Genomic DNA, 17,239 nt, shown 5'->3' with positions numbered 1-17,239 from the left:
GGATACAATAAACATGTATTAAATATATTGCTTTAGATTTGAAGGAGCGTTTCCATGAATGCACGCCTTGAAACCACAGAACCCGGCGCCGCGGGCTTGAACCAGAAGCAGGCCCTGGGCCAGATCGCTGTTCAACTGCCAGGTGCCACCGCCGTCTTTCGGCGTCTGAAGCTCGATTTCTGCTGCGGTGGCCAGGTCAGCCTGCAGCAGGCAGCGGCCGACAAAGGGCTGGACGTGAATGCCATTCTGGCCGAGCTGGCGACCTTGCAGCGCTCAAGCGATATACCGGCGCTGACCGAGCCGGCCGAGCTCATCGACCATATTCTGGCGCGCTACCATGACGTGCATCGGGCGCAGCTGCCCGAACTGATCCGGATGGCGCACCGTGTCGAAGCGGTGCACCGCGAGCATCCCCAGGTCCCGGCAGGGCTGGGTGATTTCCTGGAGAGCATGCAGGAAGAGTTGCTGTCGCACATGCAAAAAGAGGAAACCATCCTGTTTCCGATCCTGAAAAAAGGCGGCAACCCCTTTGTCAGCCAGCCCATCAAGGTGATGCGTTTTGAGCACGTCGACCATGGTGTCGCCTTGGAAAAACTGGCCGAACTTACCAACGAAGCCAAGCCGCCGGAGGATGCCTGCAACACCTGGCGTGCACTCTATGCGGGAATCGCCCAGCTCAATGACGATCTGATCAACCACATCCACCTGGAAAACAACGTGTTGTTTCCTCAGTTCGAGGCCGAAGCAGTTTCGTCAGGCTGCGGAACTTCGGGCTGTGGATGCGGTTGACTGTTTTCATGACGGGAGCAGCCATGTTTCATCCGAAACAATTCGCGAATCTTCTGTCAGTGGCCGTTCTGTCGTTCGGGCTTGCGGCGGCGTATTCATACGCTGCCGAGCCGGCCGCTCACGGCCATGGGCACGATGGTGCCGCTCGGGTGATGGGGGCCCTGGAGAACTGCGGCACCGTCTTCGATGACCGGGGCTTGAAACCGGTCAAGCACTGAGCACTGGCAAGCGGCTCGGGACTTCGGTGCCGCGCCGACATCGTTGCGCAAGAGATCGGCTGCTGCTTTGTCTCTTGCCGGTTTTTATTCAAGGAGATCCATCATGTCACATGACTGCTCAAAACCCCTTGTCGCCGAAGGCGTCTATCCCTTCGATGCACGTGGCGTCGCCAAACGCTTCCGGCATGCGGCCATCTTTGGTGCGCTCAACGCGCTGGAGTCCGGCGAGACCATGCGCTTCTGCAACGACCATGATCCTCTGCCGCTGCTGTCGCAGATTGACCAGTACTTTGGACCGCGGGTCAAGATGGCCTATGTGGCCCGCCAGCCGGGCGAAATCGTGATCGATTTCCAGATTCAGGGCTGAGAGATTCAAGGTCGATGATCAGCGCAGGCGCACCGGCGCCTGCAGCTGTTCGGGCGTGGTGAAGTAGGCCGCGCTGGCACCCATGCGTGCTTGCGCTCGCGCCAGTTCGTTGCGTGCAACGGTGCGCAGATGCACTTCATCCGGGCCGTCCATCAGGTGCAGGGCACGGCCCCAGCTCCAGAAGTAGGCCAGCGGGGTATCGGGAGACAGGCCCATGGCGCCGAAGGCCTGCATGGCGCGATCCACCACGCGGGTCTGCAGCCGGGCCGCTACCACCTTGATGGCGGCCACCTGGGCGCGCAACTGTCCCGGTTCGACCTTGCCCTGGTCCAGCAGCCAGGCGGTCTGCAGGACCAGCAGGCGGGCCTGGTCGATCTCGATTCTTGATTCCGCGATCCAGTCCTGCACATTGGCAAAGTCCGACAGGTATTTGCCGAAGGCCTGACGCTCCAGCGTGCGTTCGCTGGTCAATTCGAGGGCCAGTTCGCACTGGCCGATGGTCCGCATGCAGTGATGCACGCGCCCTGGCCCCAGGCGGGCCTGCGCCATGGCGAATCCCTCGCCCCAGTGACCCAGCAGGTTGCTGATGGGCACACGCACATCACGCAGCAGAATCTCGCAGTGACCCTCCGGCGCCTGGTGGTGCATGACGGCAATGTTGCGCAGCACGTGCACGCCGGGTGTGTCCAGCGGTACCAGCACCATGCTGTGCTGATGGTGGCGCGGACTACCGTTATCTTGGGATGCGTCTGGCGTCTCAGGCGACTCCACGTTGCGGCACATCACGATCAGTAGCTTGCAATGCGGGTGCGCCGCGCCTGTGATGAACCACTTGCGACCGTTGAGTACCAGCTCATTGTGGTCGCGGCGCACAATGGTCTGCAGGTTGGTGGGGTCGGACGACGCCACATCCGGCTCGGACATTGCAAAGGCAGAACGGATGCGGCCTTCCAGCAAAGGCATCAGCCACTGTGTGCGCTGCTCGGGCGTGGCAAAGCGGTGCAGCAACTCCATGTTGCCGGTGTCGGGGGCGCTGCAGTTGAACACTTCAGCTGCCCAAGGCAGGCGGCCCATGGCTTCCGCCAGCGGCGCGTAGTCGAGGTGGCTCAGCGCGGTGCCGGGTTCGTCGTGATCCAGATCGGGCAGGAACAGGTTCCACAAGCCTTCTTCACGCGCCAGGGTCTTGAGGTCTTCGAGAAAAGGCGGTGGATACACCTTGTCCTGTACCGAACGATGCCAGGCCGGGTTGTAGGGCAACAGGTAGCGCTGCATGAACGCTTCGAGGGCGTGCAGCAGGGCTTGCGCGCGGGGCGTGTGTTCGAAGTTCATGCCCCATTCTGCGACGCGGACCTGGCTTTGTCAGCACACAGGCGACACCGGTCTGCGCCGGTACGCTGGTCACAGGCCGAGTGACTGGCAGAGTGCATCAACACGCGCCGTGACCGCCGGGTCCATGGTGATCGGGCGCCCCCACTCACGCTGCGTTTCACCGGGCCATTTGTTGGTGGCGTCCAGCCCCATCTTGCTGCCCAGCCCGCTGACGGGTGAGGCGAAGTCGAGGTAGTCGATCGGGGTGTTCTCGATCATCATCGTGTCGCGCGCCGGGTCCATGCGCGTGGTCAGGGCCCAGACCACCTCGCGCCAGTCGCGCGCGTTCACATCCTCGTCCACCACCACGATGAACTTGGTGTACATGAACTGGCGCAAATGGCTCCACACGCCCATCATGATGCGCCGCGCATGACCGGGGTAGGCCTTGCGGATCTGCACCACGGCCATGCGGTAGCTGCAGCCCTCGGGAGGCAGATAGAAGTCGGTGACTTCGGGGAACTGCCGCTGCAGCAGCGGGATGAACAGCTCGTTCATGGCCATGCCGAGCACGGCCGGTTCATCGGGTGGCTTGCCGGTGTAGGTGGAGTGGTAGATCGGATCGCGGCGCAGCGTGATGCGGTCCACGGTGAACACCGGGAATTCGGCCTGCTCGTTGTAGTAACCGGTATGGTCGCCATACGGTCCTTCCAGCGCGTGCTGGTAGCCGCTGGGGTGGCTGGCATCGGGGTAGATGTGGCCTTCGAGCACGATCTCGGCCGTGGCCGGTACACGCAGGGGAACGCCCAGCGCCGGGACCACGTCGGTGCGCGCACCGCGCAGCAGGCCGGCGAACTGGTATTCCGACAGGCTGTCCGGCACCGGTGCCACGGCGCCCAGCAGCGTGGCCGGGTCGGCACCCAGTGCCACCGCTACCGGATAGGGCTGCCCCGGGTGCAGGGCGCAATGGTCGCGGAAATCCAGCGCGCCGCCGCGGTGTGCCAGCCAGCGCATGATGAGCTGGTTGCGCGAGAGCAACTGCTGGCGGTAGATGCCCAGGTTCTGCCGTGGCTTGTGCGGCCCCTGCGTGATGACCAGCCCCCAGGTGATGAGCGGCGCCACATCACCGGGCCAGCAGTGTTGCACGGGCAGGCGTGCCAGGTCAACCTCAGCGCCTTCCCACACCAGCTCCTGGCATGGTGCCGAGCGCAGTTCCTTGGGTGCCATGTGCCAGAGCGTCTTGAGCAGACCACCCAGGCCCAGCATGTCCTTGAAACCTTTGGGTGCTTCGGGCTCCTTGAGTGCGGCGAGCACCTCGCCAAAGTCACGCAGCGCACGCAGGTCGGCCACACCCATGGCGCGCGCCACACGTGCCGGTGTGCCGAACAGATTGCCCAGCACCGGCATGCTGTGTCCGGTGGGCTGTTCGAACAGGAGGGCGGGACCACCGGCACGCAGCACGCGGTCGCACAGCGCTGTCATTTCCAGATGCGGTGATACCGGCGTCGTGATCCGCCGCAGCTCACCCGCCTGTTCCAGCTGGGCCATGAAGTCGCGCAGGTCGGCGTAGGGCATGGGCACTCAGGCGCTGATCGGGGTGAGGCCGGCCCAGCGTGCGCTCAGTGCATGGGGAATGTCCAGCAGGTCCAGCGCGCGTGCCACACCCTGGTCCACAATGTCGGCTACCGATTGCGGGCGCAGGTAGAACGCCGGCAGCGGCGGGCAGATGATGCCGCCGGCCTCGGTCACGCAGACCATGTTGCGCAGGTGGATCAGGCTCAGCGGTGATTCGCGCACCATCAGCACCAGGCGCCGGCGTTCCTTGAGAATGACGTCGGCCGCGCGCGTGATGAGGTTGTCCGCCAGGCCGTGCGCCACGGCGGCCAGCGTGCGCATGGAGCAGGGCGCCACCACCATGCCGCTGCACTGGAAAGAACCGCTGGCCAGCGTGGCCCCGATGTTGTTCACGTCGTGCACCTGGGCAGCCAGGGCTTCGATGGCAGAACGGCTCAGGGGCAACTCCTGCTGCAGGTTGTGCCAGCCCGCATCGGACACCACCAGATGGGTCTCGATGTCTGCCGTGTCGTGCAGCACCTGCAGCAAGCGCACACCATAGGCCGCACCGCTGGCACCCGAGATCGCCACGATGATGCGTCGTGGCGTTGGCAAGGTGGCAGGTGCGGGTTGGCGCATCGTGGCCTACAGTGGGTTTGCCTGCAGGTCGGCCGTGACGCGCTCAAGCACCATGGTGGCTTGCCCGGGATCGAAGTCTTCGTGTGGCCGCCTCTTGATGCCGTACTGTTGCAGCTGGTAATGCCGGTCGGCCGTGATGCTGTGGCAAGCCAGGGTGCTTTTCACGCACTCCAGCGGACAGCCATCGAGTGCCAGGATCGGTCGGCCCGAACGCACGATCTTCATCAGTTGCGGCACATGGCCACCCACGCCGGCGATGCAGGACATCTCGGCCACGCCGCGCCGGTCCAGCTGCAGGGCCACATGGTTGGCCAGCTGCGCAGCACTGGAACAGCCTGAGCATGAATACACCAGCGGGTGCTTGTGCGCCGGCTCACTCATGCAGTCCTCCGGAATGACGGTGTCCGGCCGCAGCGGATCGCCAGGCAGCGATGCGCGCCAACATGCGGGGAGGTGCCAGCTGCTGCAGGTCGAGAATGGGCAGCTCCAGTGCATCAAGCGTGTTCTTGACCATCAGGCCAAGCTCAGTATCGCCTTCCATCGAGAGGCGGCGACTGAAGAACAGCGTGTCCGGGTCTTCCTGGCGTTGCGCCAAGCGCAGGAAATCGTGGGCGCTGGCCGCGATGGTCAGGTCGGCGGCTTGCTGCGCGGCGCAAGCCGCGAAGCGCTGGCCAGTCCAGGTGAAGTCAAAGGTCAGACGCGCATCGCGCACATGGATGCGCAGTTTCTTGCTAGCCAACAGCGCGCGCACGTCAGCCGGCAATTGTGGTGCCAGGCCGAGGTTGAGCGCCGTCACCAGCAGCAGCGAACCCGGGTAGGCCGGCAACCGTGCCAGGAGAGAGGCGGCTGCGGCGGGCAGCACAAACGGAGTTGATCGGTCGGCGGCGGGAGTCGAGGGGCTCATATTGGTCCAGGCCATCAGGCGACGTAAAACAACACGGTGAAAAAGTGACAGGAACTGCCACCCAACACAAACAGGTGCCACACGCCATGGCCGTGGCGCACCTTATGGTCGGTGGCGTAAAACACGATGCCCAGGGTGTAGCAGGCGCCCCCGGCGGCCAGCCAGGCAAAGCCGGCGGGCGTGAGCGCGTCCCACAGCGGTGCCGCCGCCACCAGGGCCAACCAGCCCATCAGCACGTAAATGACCAGCGAGAGCATGCGCGCGCCCTTGGCGAGCCAGATCTCCTGCAGGATGCCCAGCAGGGCCAGCCCCCACACCACGCCCAGCAGCGACCAGCCCCAGGCCCCGCGCAGCGACACCAGCGTGAACGGCGTGTAGCTGCCGGCGATCAGCAGGTAGATGCTGCAATGGTCGAACTTGCGCAGCACGTCCTTGGCGCGGCCGCGCACGCTGTGGTACAGGGTGGAAAACAGGTACAGCGCCATCAGCATGGCGCCGTAGATGCTGAAGCTGACGATCTTCCAGGGGTCACCCAGGCGTGCCGCCAGCACGATCAGCACGACCGAGCCAGCCATGGCCAGTGCCGTGCCTGCCAGGTGGCTGTAGCCGTTGAAGCGTTCGGTGTAATACATGGCGTTCAGGCGGTGGCGAGTGAGACCTGTTCCAGTCCTGGGCGGCCATGCCAGTAGCCGTTGCAGCCCTGTGCGGGCATGAGTGGCTGCAGGCGGGCCAGTGCTGCCTGCAGTGCCAGCCCCTGTGTACGTGCGGCATCGAACACGGCCACCACCTCGGCCATGTGCTGTGGCTGCGGGCTGAGCCGGATCACATCCACGCCCAGTGCCTGCATATCGTCCAAAGCATCCACCAGGTTGTAGACGCGTGCTGACTGAGTTTGTGTGCCGTTGAGTACCAGGAACTCTTCGCTCTCACGCGTCTTGAGCAGCAGGCCATCCGGGTGCTGCAGGCAGCTGAAGCGGCAATCGTCCTTGGGAAGGTTGTTGTGCCGCGCCGTGAAACAACGCGCCGAATAGGCCAGCGGCAGGCGGCCATAGGCAAACACCTCGGTTTGCAGCCCGCTGGGGCGGCCTTGCTGCAGCAGGGCCAGATCGTCCTGCTTCATCTCCAGCGGCATGACCCAGCGGCTGGCGCCCAGCGAAGCCATCCACTGCAGTGTGGGCAGGTTGTAGAGGTTGAGGTGCGGGCCGGCCACGAACGGCAGCTTGCCGGCCAGGCGTTGCACGGCACCCATGTCGTTGGCCTCCACCGCGAACTCGCCGTTGTCGGCAATCTTGTGCATCACACTCACGTCGGAGCCCGATTCGAGCAACACCTGGGTGGAGAGAACCACTTCCTTGCCGGCCTCGCGCAGGCGGGCCGCAATGGCCAGCCAGTCGGCCAGGCGAAGTTCATGGCGGCGCGAGCACACGGTCTCGCCCAGGTAGACGATGTCGACCTTTGTTGCAGCCATGCGGTCGTAGAAGTTGAAAACAGTATCGCGCGGCCAGTAGTACAGCAGCGGCCCGAGGGCGATTTTCATGGTGCGGGACTTTGTCATTTCCAGGGCCGGTGGTAGGCGCCCAGGGTGTGCTGCTGGCCTTCGGCCACCTGGTCCAGGCTGGCCATCCAGCCCGTCCTGGGCGCGTAGCGGTGCGGTGCAACCCTGCATTGGTCAATGGCTTCGCGCCACACCTTGGTCACTTGCGCCACATAGGCCGGGCTGCGTTGGCGCCCTTCGATCTTGATGGCGCGCACGCCCATCTTCATGAGCTGCGGCAACAGTTCCAGCGTGTTCAGGCTGGTGGGCTCCTCGATGGCGTAGTAGTTCTCTTCGTCATCGACATCGAAACGGCCCTTGCACAGCGTCGGGTAGCCGGCGTTTTCGCCGGTGGCGTAACGGTCGATCAGCACACCACCCAGGCGCGACTCCAGGCCCTTGGGCGTTTCCTGCCAACGCACGGCCTTGGCTGGTGAGCACACGCCGTGTGTATTAGGTGATTCGCCCGTCACGTAGCTGGAAAGCGCGCAGCGCCCTTCGACCATCACGCACAGGCTACCGAAACCGAACACCTCGATCTCCACCGGGGTCTTGTCGATCACCTGTTGAACCTGTGTCAGCGACAGCACGCGCGGCAGCACGGCCCGCACGATACCGAACTGTTCGCGGTAGAAGTTGATGGCATCGTAATTGGTGGCCGACCCCTGCACCGACAGGTGCAACCGCAACTGAGGGTGGCGCGTGGCCGCATACTGCATCAGCCCCGGGTCGGCCAGGATCACAGCATCCACACCCAGGTCGACGGCCTTGTCCAAGGCTTCGCGCCAAAGGCCGGGGTTGGCCGCCTGCGGGTAGGTGTTGAGTGCCATGAACACCTTGCAGCCGCGCGCATGCGCGTAGCCGATGCCGTTGGCAATGGCGGCTTCATCGAAATTGAGGCCGGCGAAATTGCGCGCATTGGTGGCATCGCGCAGGCCGAGGTAAACGCAACTGGCGCCGTTGTCGACAGCGGCCTTCAAGGCGGGCAGGCTGCCCGCTGGGCATACCAGCTCCAACGGAGGGGCTGCAGATGTCGCCAATCCATCCAGCGTGGCAGCATCAGCGAGAGGGGACAAGGGTTCCATGTGACTCGGTTTCCGGTGCGGGTGCCGGGAGGGCCTTGTCGCACTGGGTTGCACGATACGCCGCCCGATCCAGAGCGCTGTTGATCTGCATCAGAGACTCCGCAGAGGCTACTGGCGCCGGCCCCAACATGCCGGTCCATGCCCACGTTTCGCTTGCGGTCAATTGACGTTCGTCATGCGACCATGCTAAAAGATGTCTGTTCTGTATATCTATCTGGCATGCACGCACTTCAGGCCGGCGCAAGCCGCGCCAGGCCAAGGCGCCGCTGGCGCCAGCGGGTGCGTGCACCCAGCCATCAGACGGGGAGCGTTCCATGGCACAACAACATGTGCAGTCGGGCCAGGTGGTGAGTGTGCTGCCGCTGGGCGAGCAGTTGGCCCATGCCAAAACGATGGCACTGCTCAAGGCCGATCAACTGGAAGTTGTGCGTATCGTGCTGCGCGCCGGCATGGCGCTGCATGAGCACAGTGCGCCTGGTGAAATCACCGTGCAGTGCATCGAGGGCCGCATCGAGTTCGACACCCCGCAGGGGACACAACTGCTGGAGCCCGGCGGTTTTATCCACCTGCGGCGCAACGAGCCGCATGCCCTGCGGGCGCTGGTTGACTCGTCCGCACTCGTGACGATCTGCGTTGCAGCCCGCACGTGAAGCGCGGCCCGTGCCGTGCCGGCGGTGAGCCGTTCAAGCCCGCTCGGCTTCTTTCTTCTCCAGCAGCTTGGCAAACTGATCGGCCGGGACAGGGCGGCTGAACAGATAACCTTGCGCTTCATCACAGCCTGCGGTGTTGAGGAACGCCAGTTGGGCATCGGTCTCCACGCCCTCGGCGATGACCGTCAGTTGCAGGGTATGCCCCAGCTGGATGATGGCCTTGACGATCGAGGCGCCGTCTTCATCGGTCAGCATGTCTCCCACGAACGATTGGTCGATCTTGAGCTTGTCGATGGCCAGCTGCTTGAGGTAGGACAGGCTGGAATAGCCGGTGCCGAAATCATCGATGGACAGCTTGACGCCCAAGGCCTTCAGGCCTTGCAAGGTTTTCATGGTGGCCTCCACATCCTGCAGCAGGATGGATTCGGTCAGCTCCAGCTCCAGGCGGTCCGGGCGCAAGCCGGACGTGGTGAGCGCTTTGCTCACCATCTCCAGTACATTGCCGCGCTTGAACTGCAAGGCTGAAAGGTTGACGGCCACCACCGGCGCCTGCGGGTACCGGTCCATCCAGAGCTTGCCCTGGCGGCAGGTTTCATTCAGCACCCATTCGCCAATCTGCACGATGTGGCCGCTGCGTTCCGCCAGGCTGATGAACTTGCCCGGCGGCACCAGTCCGTCGGTCGGGTGTTGCCAGCGTACCAGGGCCTCGGCGCCGGTGATCCGGCCGCTTTGAATGTCGATCTGGGGTTGGTAGTGGAGCAGGAACTCGCCATGGCGAACAGCGTTGCTGAGGCCGCCGGTGAGGCGGATCTGCTCAGCCAGGCCCGCATTCATTTCGCGCGTGAAGAAGCGATAGGTATTGCGCCCGGCCTCCTTGGCGCTGCCAATGGCCGTGTGGGCGTGCTTGAGCAGGGTGTCGAAATCCTCGCCATCGTTCGGGTACAGGCTGATGCCGATGGAGAAGGACAGGTTCAGCACATGCGTGTCAATGGCCAGAGGCTCGGCAAAGACATCACGGATGGTGTTGGCGACAACTGCAATGCCGGTGGCATCGTAGTTACCCGTCAGCAGCACGACGAACTCGTCTCCGCTCAGGCGGCTGATGGTGGCAGCCGGAGGGACGCACTGACGCAACCGCTCCACGACGCCGACCAGCACCCGGTCGCCCACCGCATAACCCAGGCTGTCGTTGACCTGCTTGAACTGGTCCAGGTCGAGGTACAACAGACAAACGGTCTTTTGCTCGCTCTTGGCGCTCAGCGCGGCACGCTCGAAGCGGTCGCGCAGCAGCAGGCGATTGGGCAGGTGGGTCAGGGGGTCGAAGTGGTCCAGGAACGTGAGGCGGTCCTTGGCGGCGGCGTGTTCCTCGCGGGTGCGCAAGGCCACGATGCCGTAGGCCAGATCATTCGCCAGCTCCTCCAGCAGGTGCAGTTCTTCGGGGTCGAAAGCCCCCGGGTCATGGGCATAGACGTTGAGGGCGCCCAGCACCCGGGCCTCGCAGATCAGGGGCAGTGCCACGCTGGACTGATAGCCGCGCTGGCTGGCTGCTTCGCGCCACGGCGCCATGGCCGGGTTGGTCAGGATGTTCTGGTTGACATTCGGCCGCCCGCTGCGAATGGCGGTGCCTGTCGGGCCCCGTCCGTGTTCGTCGTCGGCCCAGGAGATGTTGATCTTTTCCAGGTAGCCGCTTTCGTAGCCGGACTGCGCGATCGGCCGCACGCTCTTCTGGGCATCCTGCTCCGCGTAACCAACCCAGGCCATGAGGTAGCCACCGCGCTCGACACACAGGCGGAAAATCTCGGACAGCAGCTTATATTCTTCTTCCGCGTGCACCAAGGCCATGTTGCAGTCACTGAGCAGACGCAGGGCGCGATTGAGCCGCTTTTGTGCGGCTTCGCTTTGCTGCAACTCCTCGGTCATCCGGTGCGCGATGGCCAGCGCGCGTGCCCGCGCCGTTGCAAGCAGCCAACCCACCAAGGCCAGCAGCAGGCTGGCAATGGTGCCGGCCAAGGCAATGATGTTGGCCTTGTCGCTCCGCATCCGGGCCTCGAAAGGGGCAAGCGAGTCGATGACCACGGTCCATTGGTGCCCAAACAGCGCGATGCGCTGGACGGCATGAAATTGGGCGTTTTCATGGCCTTGGCCGTTCGAGTTGAACATCTGCTGGCTGGCCTGGAGCGAGTCGCCATCAAAGATTTCAAGGTTCAGCACCGCGTTGGCTTCACCAAAACGTTCGCCCAGGATGCCTGCCATCAGGTCATTCATGCGGAAGGGCGCGTAGACCCAGCCGATCAGGTTTGTGCGGCGCTCTTCGAGGGTTTGATGCGTGGTCTTGCGCTGATAAACCGGCAGGTACATCAGAAAGCCAGCTTGCAGATCCTGGTCGGTTTCCTGCACCAGCCGCACCTTGCCGCTGATTCTGGTTTTTTCTTCATCCCGTGCTTGTTCCAGCGCGGCACGGCGCACCGGCTCGGAATACATGTCGTACCCGATGGCGCGATGGTTGCGCGAGGTGGACGGCTCCAGGTAAACGATGGGGGTGTAGACATCGCGCTGCCCTGCCGGTCGGATGTCGTAGTCCGCCCGGCCGCTGGCCCGCATCTCGCTGATGTGCCTGGTTTTGTCCTTGTGCGGCACGAGCTTGGCAAACCCGACACCCTGAATGCCTGGGTATTTCCCTTCCAGCCTCAGTGCGTGAACGTATTCAACGAAGTCGCCGTGCGCCACCTGGTCTGATGCGGCGAACAGACCGGCGGTACTCTCGAGGATCTGTTCGTAGCTCTGCAGACGCCGGTCAATGTTTCCGAGGACTTCGCTGACACGGAATTTGAACTCGTCGTGCAGCGTTTCCCGCGCTGCCTCGCGGGCGCTGCCCTGCAGAAAGTAGGTCAGCGTCAAACCCAGGAGCAGAAAAATGCCGGGAATCAGCAGCGCACGGTTGGAGGTGGTTTCGCCCTTTGACATCGGTGCACTTTAGCAAAACCGATACCCGTATCTGTGAGGAAACGCCGGGCAAAGAAAAAGGACCTGACCTTTCGGTCAAGTCCTTGATTGGAGCTACTGCTGTCTCCGTGGGCATCGACTTGGTCTGATGCGCGGTACTGGGTTGTAGTCGGTGCCTTTTGCGTATAGTGTGACCAAGGAATGGCTCTCAGCAAAAGCTTGAGCTAAGTTAGGCGAGCCAGCTTATCCCTAAGCAGGGGCACTAATAGCGACAACTTTGGAACAACGGTTGTTGGATAAGTCTCCACCTGACGTCGAACATGATTTGCCATGTACGAATCAGTCCTATACACATCAACGTACGGCGCGTACATAGCATGTAGCACATCAGCGAAGTCGCTCTCCTTTGGCTGACGGGGGTTTTCAGTTACGGAGTCCTTGGCGAAAGAAACTGCCGAAAGCAGAAACGACGTTATGCCTGGACAATGTGCGCGAACTTGCTGACTAGTTACTGTGGTCTCCGTGTCCTGAAGTAGAACGCGGATCATTCTGTTGGCGAAGTTTTGCAGCATTTCTTCTTGGGTACTAGTCCACCACTGTGACGTGAGAACATCTGGCTTGAAATTTGGTCCTAATGTTGATTGAAGTCTGTGCAATTCCTGCGATTTGTTTGCAATGGACTTCACTGCCTCATTAAGGTCTTGAGCGGGCTTTCTAAGCCAAAAGATGAAAGGGCTCATCTTGTCATGATGTTCTGCAAACCACCGCATCATCCAACGGGGGTCACGCAGACTCTCTAGAAACGCAGCATTGGCCTCCTCCGAAGAGGCCTTTCCAATCATGTATCTACCTAGTACCTGGGCATCTTGAAGACGCATCGGATAAAGCTTCAGCAGATCTGAGTAATCGATATTTTCTTCATTGGAGAACAATAATTCACGGGTGGCTTTCTTGGGGAGCCCGCGCTTGAACATCTGTCGCTTCAGGCTGCGGCGTTGTTCTCTGTTCAAACCCTGCTCTTTGCCGGTGAGATCCACCTGGTTGACTGTTTCGGCCCATTGCACGGGAGAAATCAGGTTCCCCCACTTTGGATACCATTCCGCTTCGCTAGAGACTACGGATGGCAATGAGGAGAGAGGGTCAATTAAGTTCCTGAGCTCTAACTCCGCAAGGCGATCAAAAGATATGAGGGCATTGCGTCCACATAGACGGACAACAAGATCTGCCCTTGCTGCCGCTGCCGGGGTGAACTTGGCCTCTAGCGGTGCCATTTCTGTGAGATGGACAGCAGAAAAAAGAAACTGAACGACACCAGAATCAGCCCACTCTTGAAGCTGGCTAGTTGTTTCACCCCAAGTGGCGGAGTCCGTGGAGTTAGACAGGCTGGAAAAGTCGCTACTGTCTAGGTAGACACGAATGGGCTTGTTCATAAAAAACCCTTCAAGTCTTGTATGAAGGAAGGCTCTATGTACTGCTAATTGCATCTTAGACCAACGGAGCCAGCACCTTGGGCTTCTTCCCGTTTCCCAGGTTGTTGGATTCGAGGTGTGTTTAGTGCTTACTTTTTACAGAATGAAGTTTTCGACAAGGAGGGGACTAAAAATGGAGTTGCTCGACCACGCAATTGCAGTCACCTTGATTCCAAGGATCGTTCCCGAGAGGGAATGAGGGCTCAAGCAACAGAGTCTGACGATGGATACGCCAAGTACGCAACCAGTCATTTAGCTGATGCCGCCATGAGAATAGAGCGGCAACGTGCTGAAAATGTGGGCTATATCGTCACGTTCTTGTCACGGCCGGGCAAAGAAAAAGGACCTGACCTTTCGGTCAAGTCCTTGATTTCTATTCTTAATTTCTGGTGGGTCCTGAGTGACTCGAACACTCGACCTACGGATTAAGAGTCCGCTGCTCTACCAACTGAGCTAAGAACCCGCTGCATTGAAGCAATGGGTCGAATTCTAGCATCACTTTGGCTCGTCTTCCGGTGCGGGATTCACCAGTCTTCCTTCACGGCCAGCACTGCATCGCGCCCGGCAGCGGCACGGCCGGCGAGCCAGGCCGTCAGCGTGCCGGCCAGCACCACGGCGGCGCACAGCAGCAGCAGACGGCCCCAGGGCAGCATCAGCTCCATGCTCCAGTGAAAGCTCTGCGGGTTGACCACGTGCACCAGCACCACGGCCACGGCCAGGCCGAGCCCGAGGCCGGCAATGGCGCCGACGCCGGTCCAGGCCGCGCCTTCACCGGCCACCACGGCCAGGATCTGCCGGCGCGTCAAGCCCAGGTGCACCAGCAGGCCGAACTCCTTGCGCCGCGCCAGCACCTGCGCGCTGAAGCTGGCCGCGATGCCGAACAGGCCGATGCCGATGGCCACTGCCTGCAGCCAGTAGGTGACGGCAAAGCTGCGGTCGAAGATGCGCAGCGAGGTGGCGCGGATCTGGCTGGCGCTGCCGAAGTCCAGCAGGGCGCCGCTGCCGGGGCTGGCCTGGTCGGCCAGGGTGCGGATGGCCTGTTGCATCGCGTCCAGTGGCACCGCCGCATCAAGCCACAAGGCGAGGTCGTTGCTGCGCGTGTCGCCGGTCAATTGCTCGTAGCTGCGCCGCGCCATGGCGATGGTGCCGCTCTGGCGCGCATAGTCGCGCCACACGCCTGCTACAAAAAACGTAGCTGGTGGCGCTCGTCGGTCAAGGGCCAGAGGCATGAAAGACTGTGAAATTGGGGCAAACACCTGGCCCGGCCGGGCGCCATGCAGGTCGAGCATGGCTTCGCTGACATAGATGCCGATCTGCCCCGCCGGCACCGGCAGTGGTTCGCCCAGCAGCGGCAGGTCGCGCGCCGGGTCGTCGAGTTCACGTGCCAGCAGCGCCACCGCCGGGCGCTCCGGCGCCAGCAACAAGGCCAGCTGGCGTTGCGCCTGCACGCGCTGCACGCCGGGCAACCGCGCCACCGCTTGCACGAATTCAGGCGTGAAGTACTGCGTGTCGGCCGCACCCACGGTGCTGGCGCTGCGCACGTAGAGGTCGGCCGGCAGCACCTGCGCGAGCCATTGCGTCACCGAATCGCGGAAGCTGGCCACCATCACGGTCAGGGCAACGGCCAGGCTGAGCGCGGCCACCACACCGCTGACCGCCACCGCGGCGCTCTCGCGCTGGCGGCGTGCGCGCTCCACCGCCAGCAGCGGCAGCGTGTGCCGCGCCACCAGCGGGGCAAGGCGGTCCAGCAGCACGGCGATGAGCCAGGGCAGGGCCATGATGCCGCCCACCAGCAGCAGGGCGATTGACACATAGGCCGCCAGTGGGATGTCGAAAATGGTTGGCGCCCTCGCCAATATTGCGCCGGCAGCTATCAAAAGCAGAGCAATCCAGCGATGTGAGGCGTGCGTTCCGGTGGCGCCGAGCCCCTTGAGGGTTTGCGCCAGCGGCAGCCGCTGCGCCTGTCGCGCCGGCCACCAGCCGCCGGCCAGAGCGGCCAGCACACCCAGCAGGCCGTAACCCAGCGCGGCCGCGCCGTCCCACTGCAGGCGGGGCGCCACGCCGGTGAAGAAGCCGCCGCCCAGGTCGCCGCCCAGCAGGTGCAGGGCCAATGCCGCCAGCGCCGTGCCCAGGGCGATGCCGGCCGCGCTGCCGAGCGTGCCCAATGCCAGCGACTCCCACAACACCAGGGCCAGCCGCTCGCGGCCGGTGAGGCCCAGCACGCCCAGCAGGGCCAACTGCTGCGCGCGCTTGGCCACGCTCAAGGCCAGCACCGAGAACACCAGGAAGGCGCCAGTGAACAGCGCCACCAGCGCCAGCACCGTGAGGTTGACGCGGTAGGCACGCGACAGATGGCTGATGCGTTGCGCTGCGTCGCCGGGCTCGCTCAGGCTCAGGCCACTGGGCCAGTCGGGCGCGGCCTGCAGGGCGCGCACGAAGGCGCTGCGGTCCACGCCGGGTTGCAGGCGCAGGTCGAGGCGGCTGAGCTGGCCCAGCTTGCCGAACAACTCCTGCGCGGCAGCAATGTCCATCACGGCCAGGGCCGGGCCGCTGGCGCTGACGGTGCCGGCCACCTTCACGCTGGCCAGCCGCAGGCCGCTTTGCAAGAAGAACGTGGGGCTGGTGATCTGCTGCCGGGCCGCCGGGTTGAGGAAGACGGTGGCGGGTGCGAACAGGGCCAGGCGGTCTGCATCCGCGGCCGGCCGCGGCAGCAAGTCGGGGGCGGTGGTGGCCACCTGCAAGGCGTCGATGCCCAGTACGCGCAGCGGCACGCGCTGGCCGCCGGCGCTGAGGGCCTGGCTGCTGAACTCCAGCACCGGGCTGGCCTGCGCCACCTGCGGGTGGCGGGCCAGGCGGCCATAGAGGGCCTCATCGAAACTGCCTTGTGCGGCCCGCAGTGTCAGGTCGGGCTGGCCACCCACGGCGCGCACCGCGTGCGAGAACTCGTCCAGTGCCGAGGCGTTGATCAGGTGGACCGAGAACGCCAGCGCCACGCCCAGCATCACCGCCAGCACGGCGGCGGCATGGCGCCAGGGGTGGTGGCGCAGTTCCTGCCAGGAGAAGGTCAGCAGCAGTTGGCGCATGGCGGGTGGGTCAGGCGGGCAGGGCGTGGTTCAGCACAACGCTGGCTTGTCCGCAGTCGGGTCTTTACAGGCCGGCCATGAGAGTTCAGTATGGAAAGCATCGACATGGACACGATGGCAAGGAGAACACCATGGGTGAGCGGTTGACAACCGGTGAAGTGTGCACGCGCAGTGTAACCATCGCCTTCCGGGACACCCCTCTGCTGGATGCCGCGCGTTTGATGCGTGCCGAGCATGTCGGCTGCCTGGTCGTGGTGGAGGATGGCGTGGCCGGCCGGCGCACGGTGGTCGGCCTGCTGACCGACCGCGACATCGTGACGGCCGTGGTCGCGCCCGGCCTGGACCTCCACACCCTGCGCGTGGGCGATGTCATGAGCGCCGACCCGGTGACGGTGGGTGAGGACGACTCGCTGATCGACCTGATGCGGGCCATGCGCGCCAAGGGCGTGCGGCGCATACCGGTGGTGGGGGCGCAGGGCGAACTCATCGGCATTGCAACGCTGGACGATGTGCTGGCCATTCTGTCGGAGGAGCTGTCGCTGCTGGTGGCTGCGATCGAGCACGAGGGCCAGCGCGAGCGCCAGTTGCGCCGCTGAGCCACCTGCCGCGTGGGCAGGGGGATTTTGACGTGCATCAAATTTGAAGCACCTCCCCCTTGAATAGCCCCGGTGTGAACCACATACTTTGAACCGATGG

16 protein-coding genes and 1 tRNA gene are annotated in these 17,239 nt (G+C 63.3%); 5 read left to right on the top strand and 12 right to left on the bottom strand.

The genetic code is table 11. The features are described from left to right. Positions 1-54: 54 nt before the first annotated feature. The 3 genes from ytfE (at position 55) to CDE01S_RS13685 (ending at position 1,374) form a co-directional block, all read left to right on the top strand. Positions 55-789, top strand: a complete 735-nt coding sequence (gene ytfE / locus CDE01S_RS13695) for an iron-sulfur cluster repair protein YtfE (protein ID WP_066708580.1) — start codon at positions 55-57, stop codon at positions 787-789. 23 nt (positions 790-812) lie between these two features. Next, positions 813-1,007, top strand: coding sequence for a hypothetical protein (locus tag CDE01S_RS13690; protein ID WP_157077130.1), 195 nt, complete (start codon positions 813-815; stop codon positions 1,005-1,007). 103 nt (positions 1,008-1,110) lie between these two features. After that, positions 1,111-1,374: a DUF2249 domain-containing protein gene (locus tag CDE01S_RS13685; protein ID WP_066708574.1), complete on the top strand. Its 264-nt coding sequence runs from the start codon at positions 1,111-1,113 to the stop codon at positions 1,372-1,374. Between the two features lie 18 nt (positions 1,375-1,392). Here CDE01S_RS13685 and CDE01S_RS13680 read toward each other — a convergent pair whose 3' ends face one another. The 8 genes from CDE01S_RS13680 to ubiU all read right to left on the bottom strand — a co-directional run bounded on the left by CDE01S_RS13680 (position 1,393) and on the right by ubiU (position 8,398). Further along, a complete protein-coding gene (locus CDE01S_RS13680) occupies positions 1,393-2,703 on the bottom strand; it encodes an acyl-CoA dehydrogenase family protein (RefSeq protein ID WP_066708572.1) in 1,311 nt (436 codons plus the stop codon). Between the two features lie 69 nt (positions 2,704-2,772). Then, positions 2,773-4,257, bottom strand: coding sequence for a 4-hydroxy-3-polyprenylbenzoate decarboxylase (gene ubiD, locus CDE01S_RS13675; RefSeq protein WP_066708569.1), 1,485 nt, complete (start codon positions 4,255-4,257; stop codon positions 2,773-2,775). Between the two features lie 6 nt (positions 4,258-4,263). Next, entirely contained in the window at positions 4,264-4,875 is a 612-nt protein-coding gene (locus CDE01S_RS13670; protein ID WP_066708554.1) for a UbiX family flavin prenyltransferase, read from the bottom strand. A gap of 6 nt (positions 4,876-4,881) precedes the next feature. Beyond that, positions 4,882-5,256 (bottom strand): putative zinc-binding protein, encoded by a 375-nt coding sequence (locus CDE01S_RS13665; protein WP_066708549.1) that lies wholly within the window; start codon positions 5,254-5,256, stop codon positions 4,882-4,884. Continuing rightward, positions 5,249-5,794 carry a ubiquinone anaerobic biosynthesis accessory factor UbiT gene (gene ubiT, locus CDE01S_RS13660; RefSeq protein WP_066708546.1) on the bottom strand — a complete coding sequence of 182 codons (546 nt, stop codon included), beginning with the start codon at positions 5,792-5,794 and terminating at the stop codon, positions 5,249-5,251. The genes CDE01S_RS13665 and ubiT overlap by 8 nt, the downstream gene beginning before the upstream one ends. Next, positions 5,794-6,411, bottom strand: coding sequence for a PAQR family membrane homeostasis protein TrhA (trhA, locus tag CDE01S_RS13655; protein ID WP_066708544.1), 618 nt, complete (start codon positions 6,409-6,411; stop codon positions 5,794-5,796). Before trhA ends, ubiT begins: the two co-directional genes overlap by 1 nt. Positions 6,412-6,416: 5 nt before the next feature. Beyond that, the gene (locus CDE01S_RS13650) at positions 6,417-7,316 is read right to left on the bottom strand and encodes a U32 family peptidase (protein WP_066708541.1); all 900 of its coding nucleotides are present in this window, start codon (positions 7,314-7,316) and stop codon (positions 6,417-6,419) included. Positions 7,317-7,330: 14 nt separating this feature from the next. Then, positions 7,331-8,398 carry a ubiquinone anaerobic biosynthesis protein UbiU gene (gene ubiU / locus CDE01S_RS13645; protein ID WP_245636176.1) on the bottom strand — a complete coding sequence of 356 codons (1,068 nt, stop codon included), beginning with the start codon at positions 8,396-8,398 and terminating at the stop codon, positions 7,331-7,333. 314 nt (positions 8,399-8,712) lie between these two features. Here ubiU and CDE01S_RS13640 point away from each other — a divergent pair, with 314 nt between their 5' ends. Beyond that, positions 8,713-9,048, top strand: a complete 336-nt coding sequence (locus CDE01S_RS13640; protein WP_066708538.1) for a cupin domain-containing protein — start codon at positions 8,713-8,715, stop codon at positions 9,046-9,048. A 33-nt stretch (positions 9,049-9,081) separates the two neighbouring features. Here CDE01S_RS13640 and CDE01S_RS13635 read toward each other — a convergent pair whose 3' ends face one another. From CDE01S_RS13635 to CDE01S_RS13620, 4 genes are all read right to left on the bottom strand, one after another. After that, positions 9,082-12,012: an EAL domain-containing protein gene (locus CDE01S_RS13635; RefSeq protein WP_066708537.1), complete on the bottom strand. Its 2,931-nt coding sequence runs from the start codon at positions 12,010-12,012 to the stop codon at positions 9,082-9,084. 203 nt (positions 12,013-12,215) lie between these two features. Beyond that, a complete protein-coding gene (locus tag CDE01S_RS13630; RefSeq protein WP_066708536.1) occupies positions 12,216-13,421 on the bottom strand; it encodes a hypothetical protein in 1,206 nt (401 codons plus the stop codon). A gap of 426 nt (positions 13,422-13,847) precedes the next feature. Next, positions 13,848-13,923: transfer RNA gene (locus CDE01S_RS13625), tRNA-Lys, on the bottom strand. A 61-nt stretch (positions 13,924-13,984) separates the two neighbouring features. Next, the gene (locus tag CDE01S_RS13620) at positions 13,985-16,543 is read right to left on the bottom strand and encodes an FtsX-like permease family protein (protein WP_066708533.1); all 2,559 of its coding nucleotides are present in this window, start codon (positions 16,541-16,543) and stop codon (positions 13,985-13,987) included. Positions 16,544-16,674: 131 nt separating this feature from the next. Between CDE01S_RS13620 and CDE01S_RS13615 the strand changes: the two genes are divergently transcribed. Beyond that, complete coding sequence (locus tag CDE01S_RS13615; RefSeq protein WP_066708530.1) at positions 16,675-17,139, top strand: CBS domain-containing protein; 465 nt, start codon at positions 16,675-16,677, stop codon at positions 17,137-17,139. The last annotated feature ends 100 nt before the right edge of the window (positions 17,140-17,239 follow it).

The sequence above is a fragment of the Curvibacter delicatus NBRC 14919 genome (assembly GCF_001592265.1).
Lineage (GTDB): Bacteria > Pseudomonadota > Gammaproteobacteria > Burkholderiales > Burkholderiaceae_C > Hylemonella > Hylemonella delicata.
The sequence above is the reverse complement of the archived record's forward strand: the minus strand, read 5'-3'. Positions and strand labels throughout refer to the sequence as shown.

Coding starts and splice junctions, on each gene's coding strand:
- ytfE (WP_066708580.1), top strand. CDS start 55: ATGAATGCACGCCTTGAAACCACAGAACCCGGCGCCGCGGGCTTGAAC.
- CDE01S_RS13690 (WP_157077130.1), top strand. CDS start 813: ATGTTTCATCCGAAACAATTCGCGAATCTTCTGTCAGTGGCCGTTCTG.
- CDE01S_RS13685 (WP_066708574.1), top strand. CDS start 1,111: ATGTCACATGACTGCTCAAAACCCCTTGTCGCCGAAGGCGTCTATCCC.
- CDE01S_RS13680 (WP_066708572.1), bottom strand. CDS start 2,703: ATGAACTTCGAACACACGCCCCGCGCGCAAGCCCTGCTGCACGCCCTC.
- ubiD (WP_066708569.1), bottom strand. CDS start 4,257: ATGCCCTACGCCGACCTGCGCGACTTCATGGCCCAGCTGGAACAGGCG.
- CDE01S_RS13670 (WP_066708554.1), bottom strand. CDS start 4,875: ATGCGCCAACCCGCACCTGCCACCTTGCCAACGCCACGACGCATCATC.
- CDE01S_RS13665 (WP_066708549.1), bottom strand. CDS start 5,256: ATGAGTGAGCCGGCGCACAAGCACCCGCTGGTGTATTCATGCTCAGGC.
- ubiT (WP_066708546.1), bottom strand. CDS start 5,794: ATGGCCTGGACCAATATGAGCCCCTCGACTCCCGCCGCCGACCGATCA.
- trhA (WP_066708544.1), bottom strand. CDS start 6,411: ATGTATTACACCGAACGCTTCAACGGCTACAGCCACCTGGCAGGCACG.
- CDE01S_RS13650 (WP_066708541.1), bottom strand. CDS start 7,316: ATGAAAATCGCCCTCGGGCCGCTGCTGTACTACTGGCCGCGCGATACT.
- ubiU (WP_245636176.1), bottom strand. CDS start 8,398: ATGGAACCCTTGTCCCCTCTCGCTGATGCTGCCACGCTGGATGGATTG.
- CDE01S_RS13640 (WP_066708538.1), top strand. CDS start 8,713: ATGGCACAACAACATGTGCAGTCGGGCCAGGTGGTGAGTGTGCTGCCG.
- CDE01S_RS13635 (WP_066708537.1), bottom strand. CDS start 12,012: ATGTCAAAGGGCGAAACCACCTCCAACCGTGCGCTGCTGATTCCCGGC.
- CDE01S_RS13630 (WP_066708536.1), bottom strand. CDS start 13,421: ATGAACAAGCCCATTCGTGTCTACCTAGACAGTAGCGACTTTTCCAGC.
- CDE01S_RS13620 (WP_066708533.1), bottom strand. CDS start 16,543: ATGCGCCAACTGCTGCTGACCTTCTCCTGGCAGGAACTGCGCCACCAC.
- CDE01S_RS13615 (WP_066708530.1), top strand. CDS start 16,675: ATGGGTGAGCGGTTGACAACCGGTGAAGTGTGCACGCGCAGTGTAACC.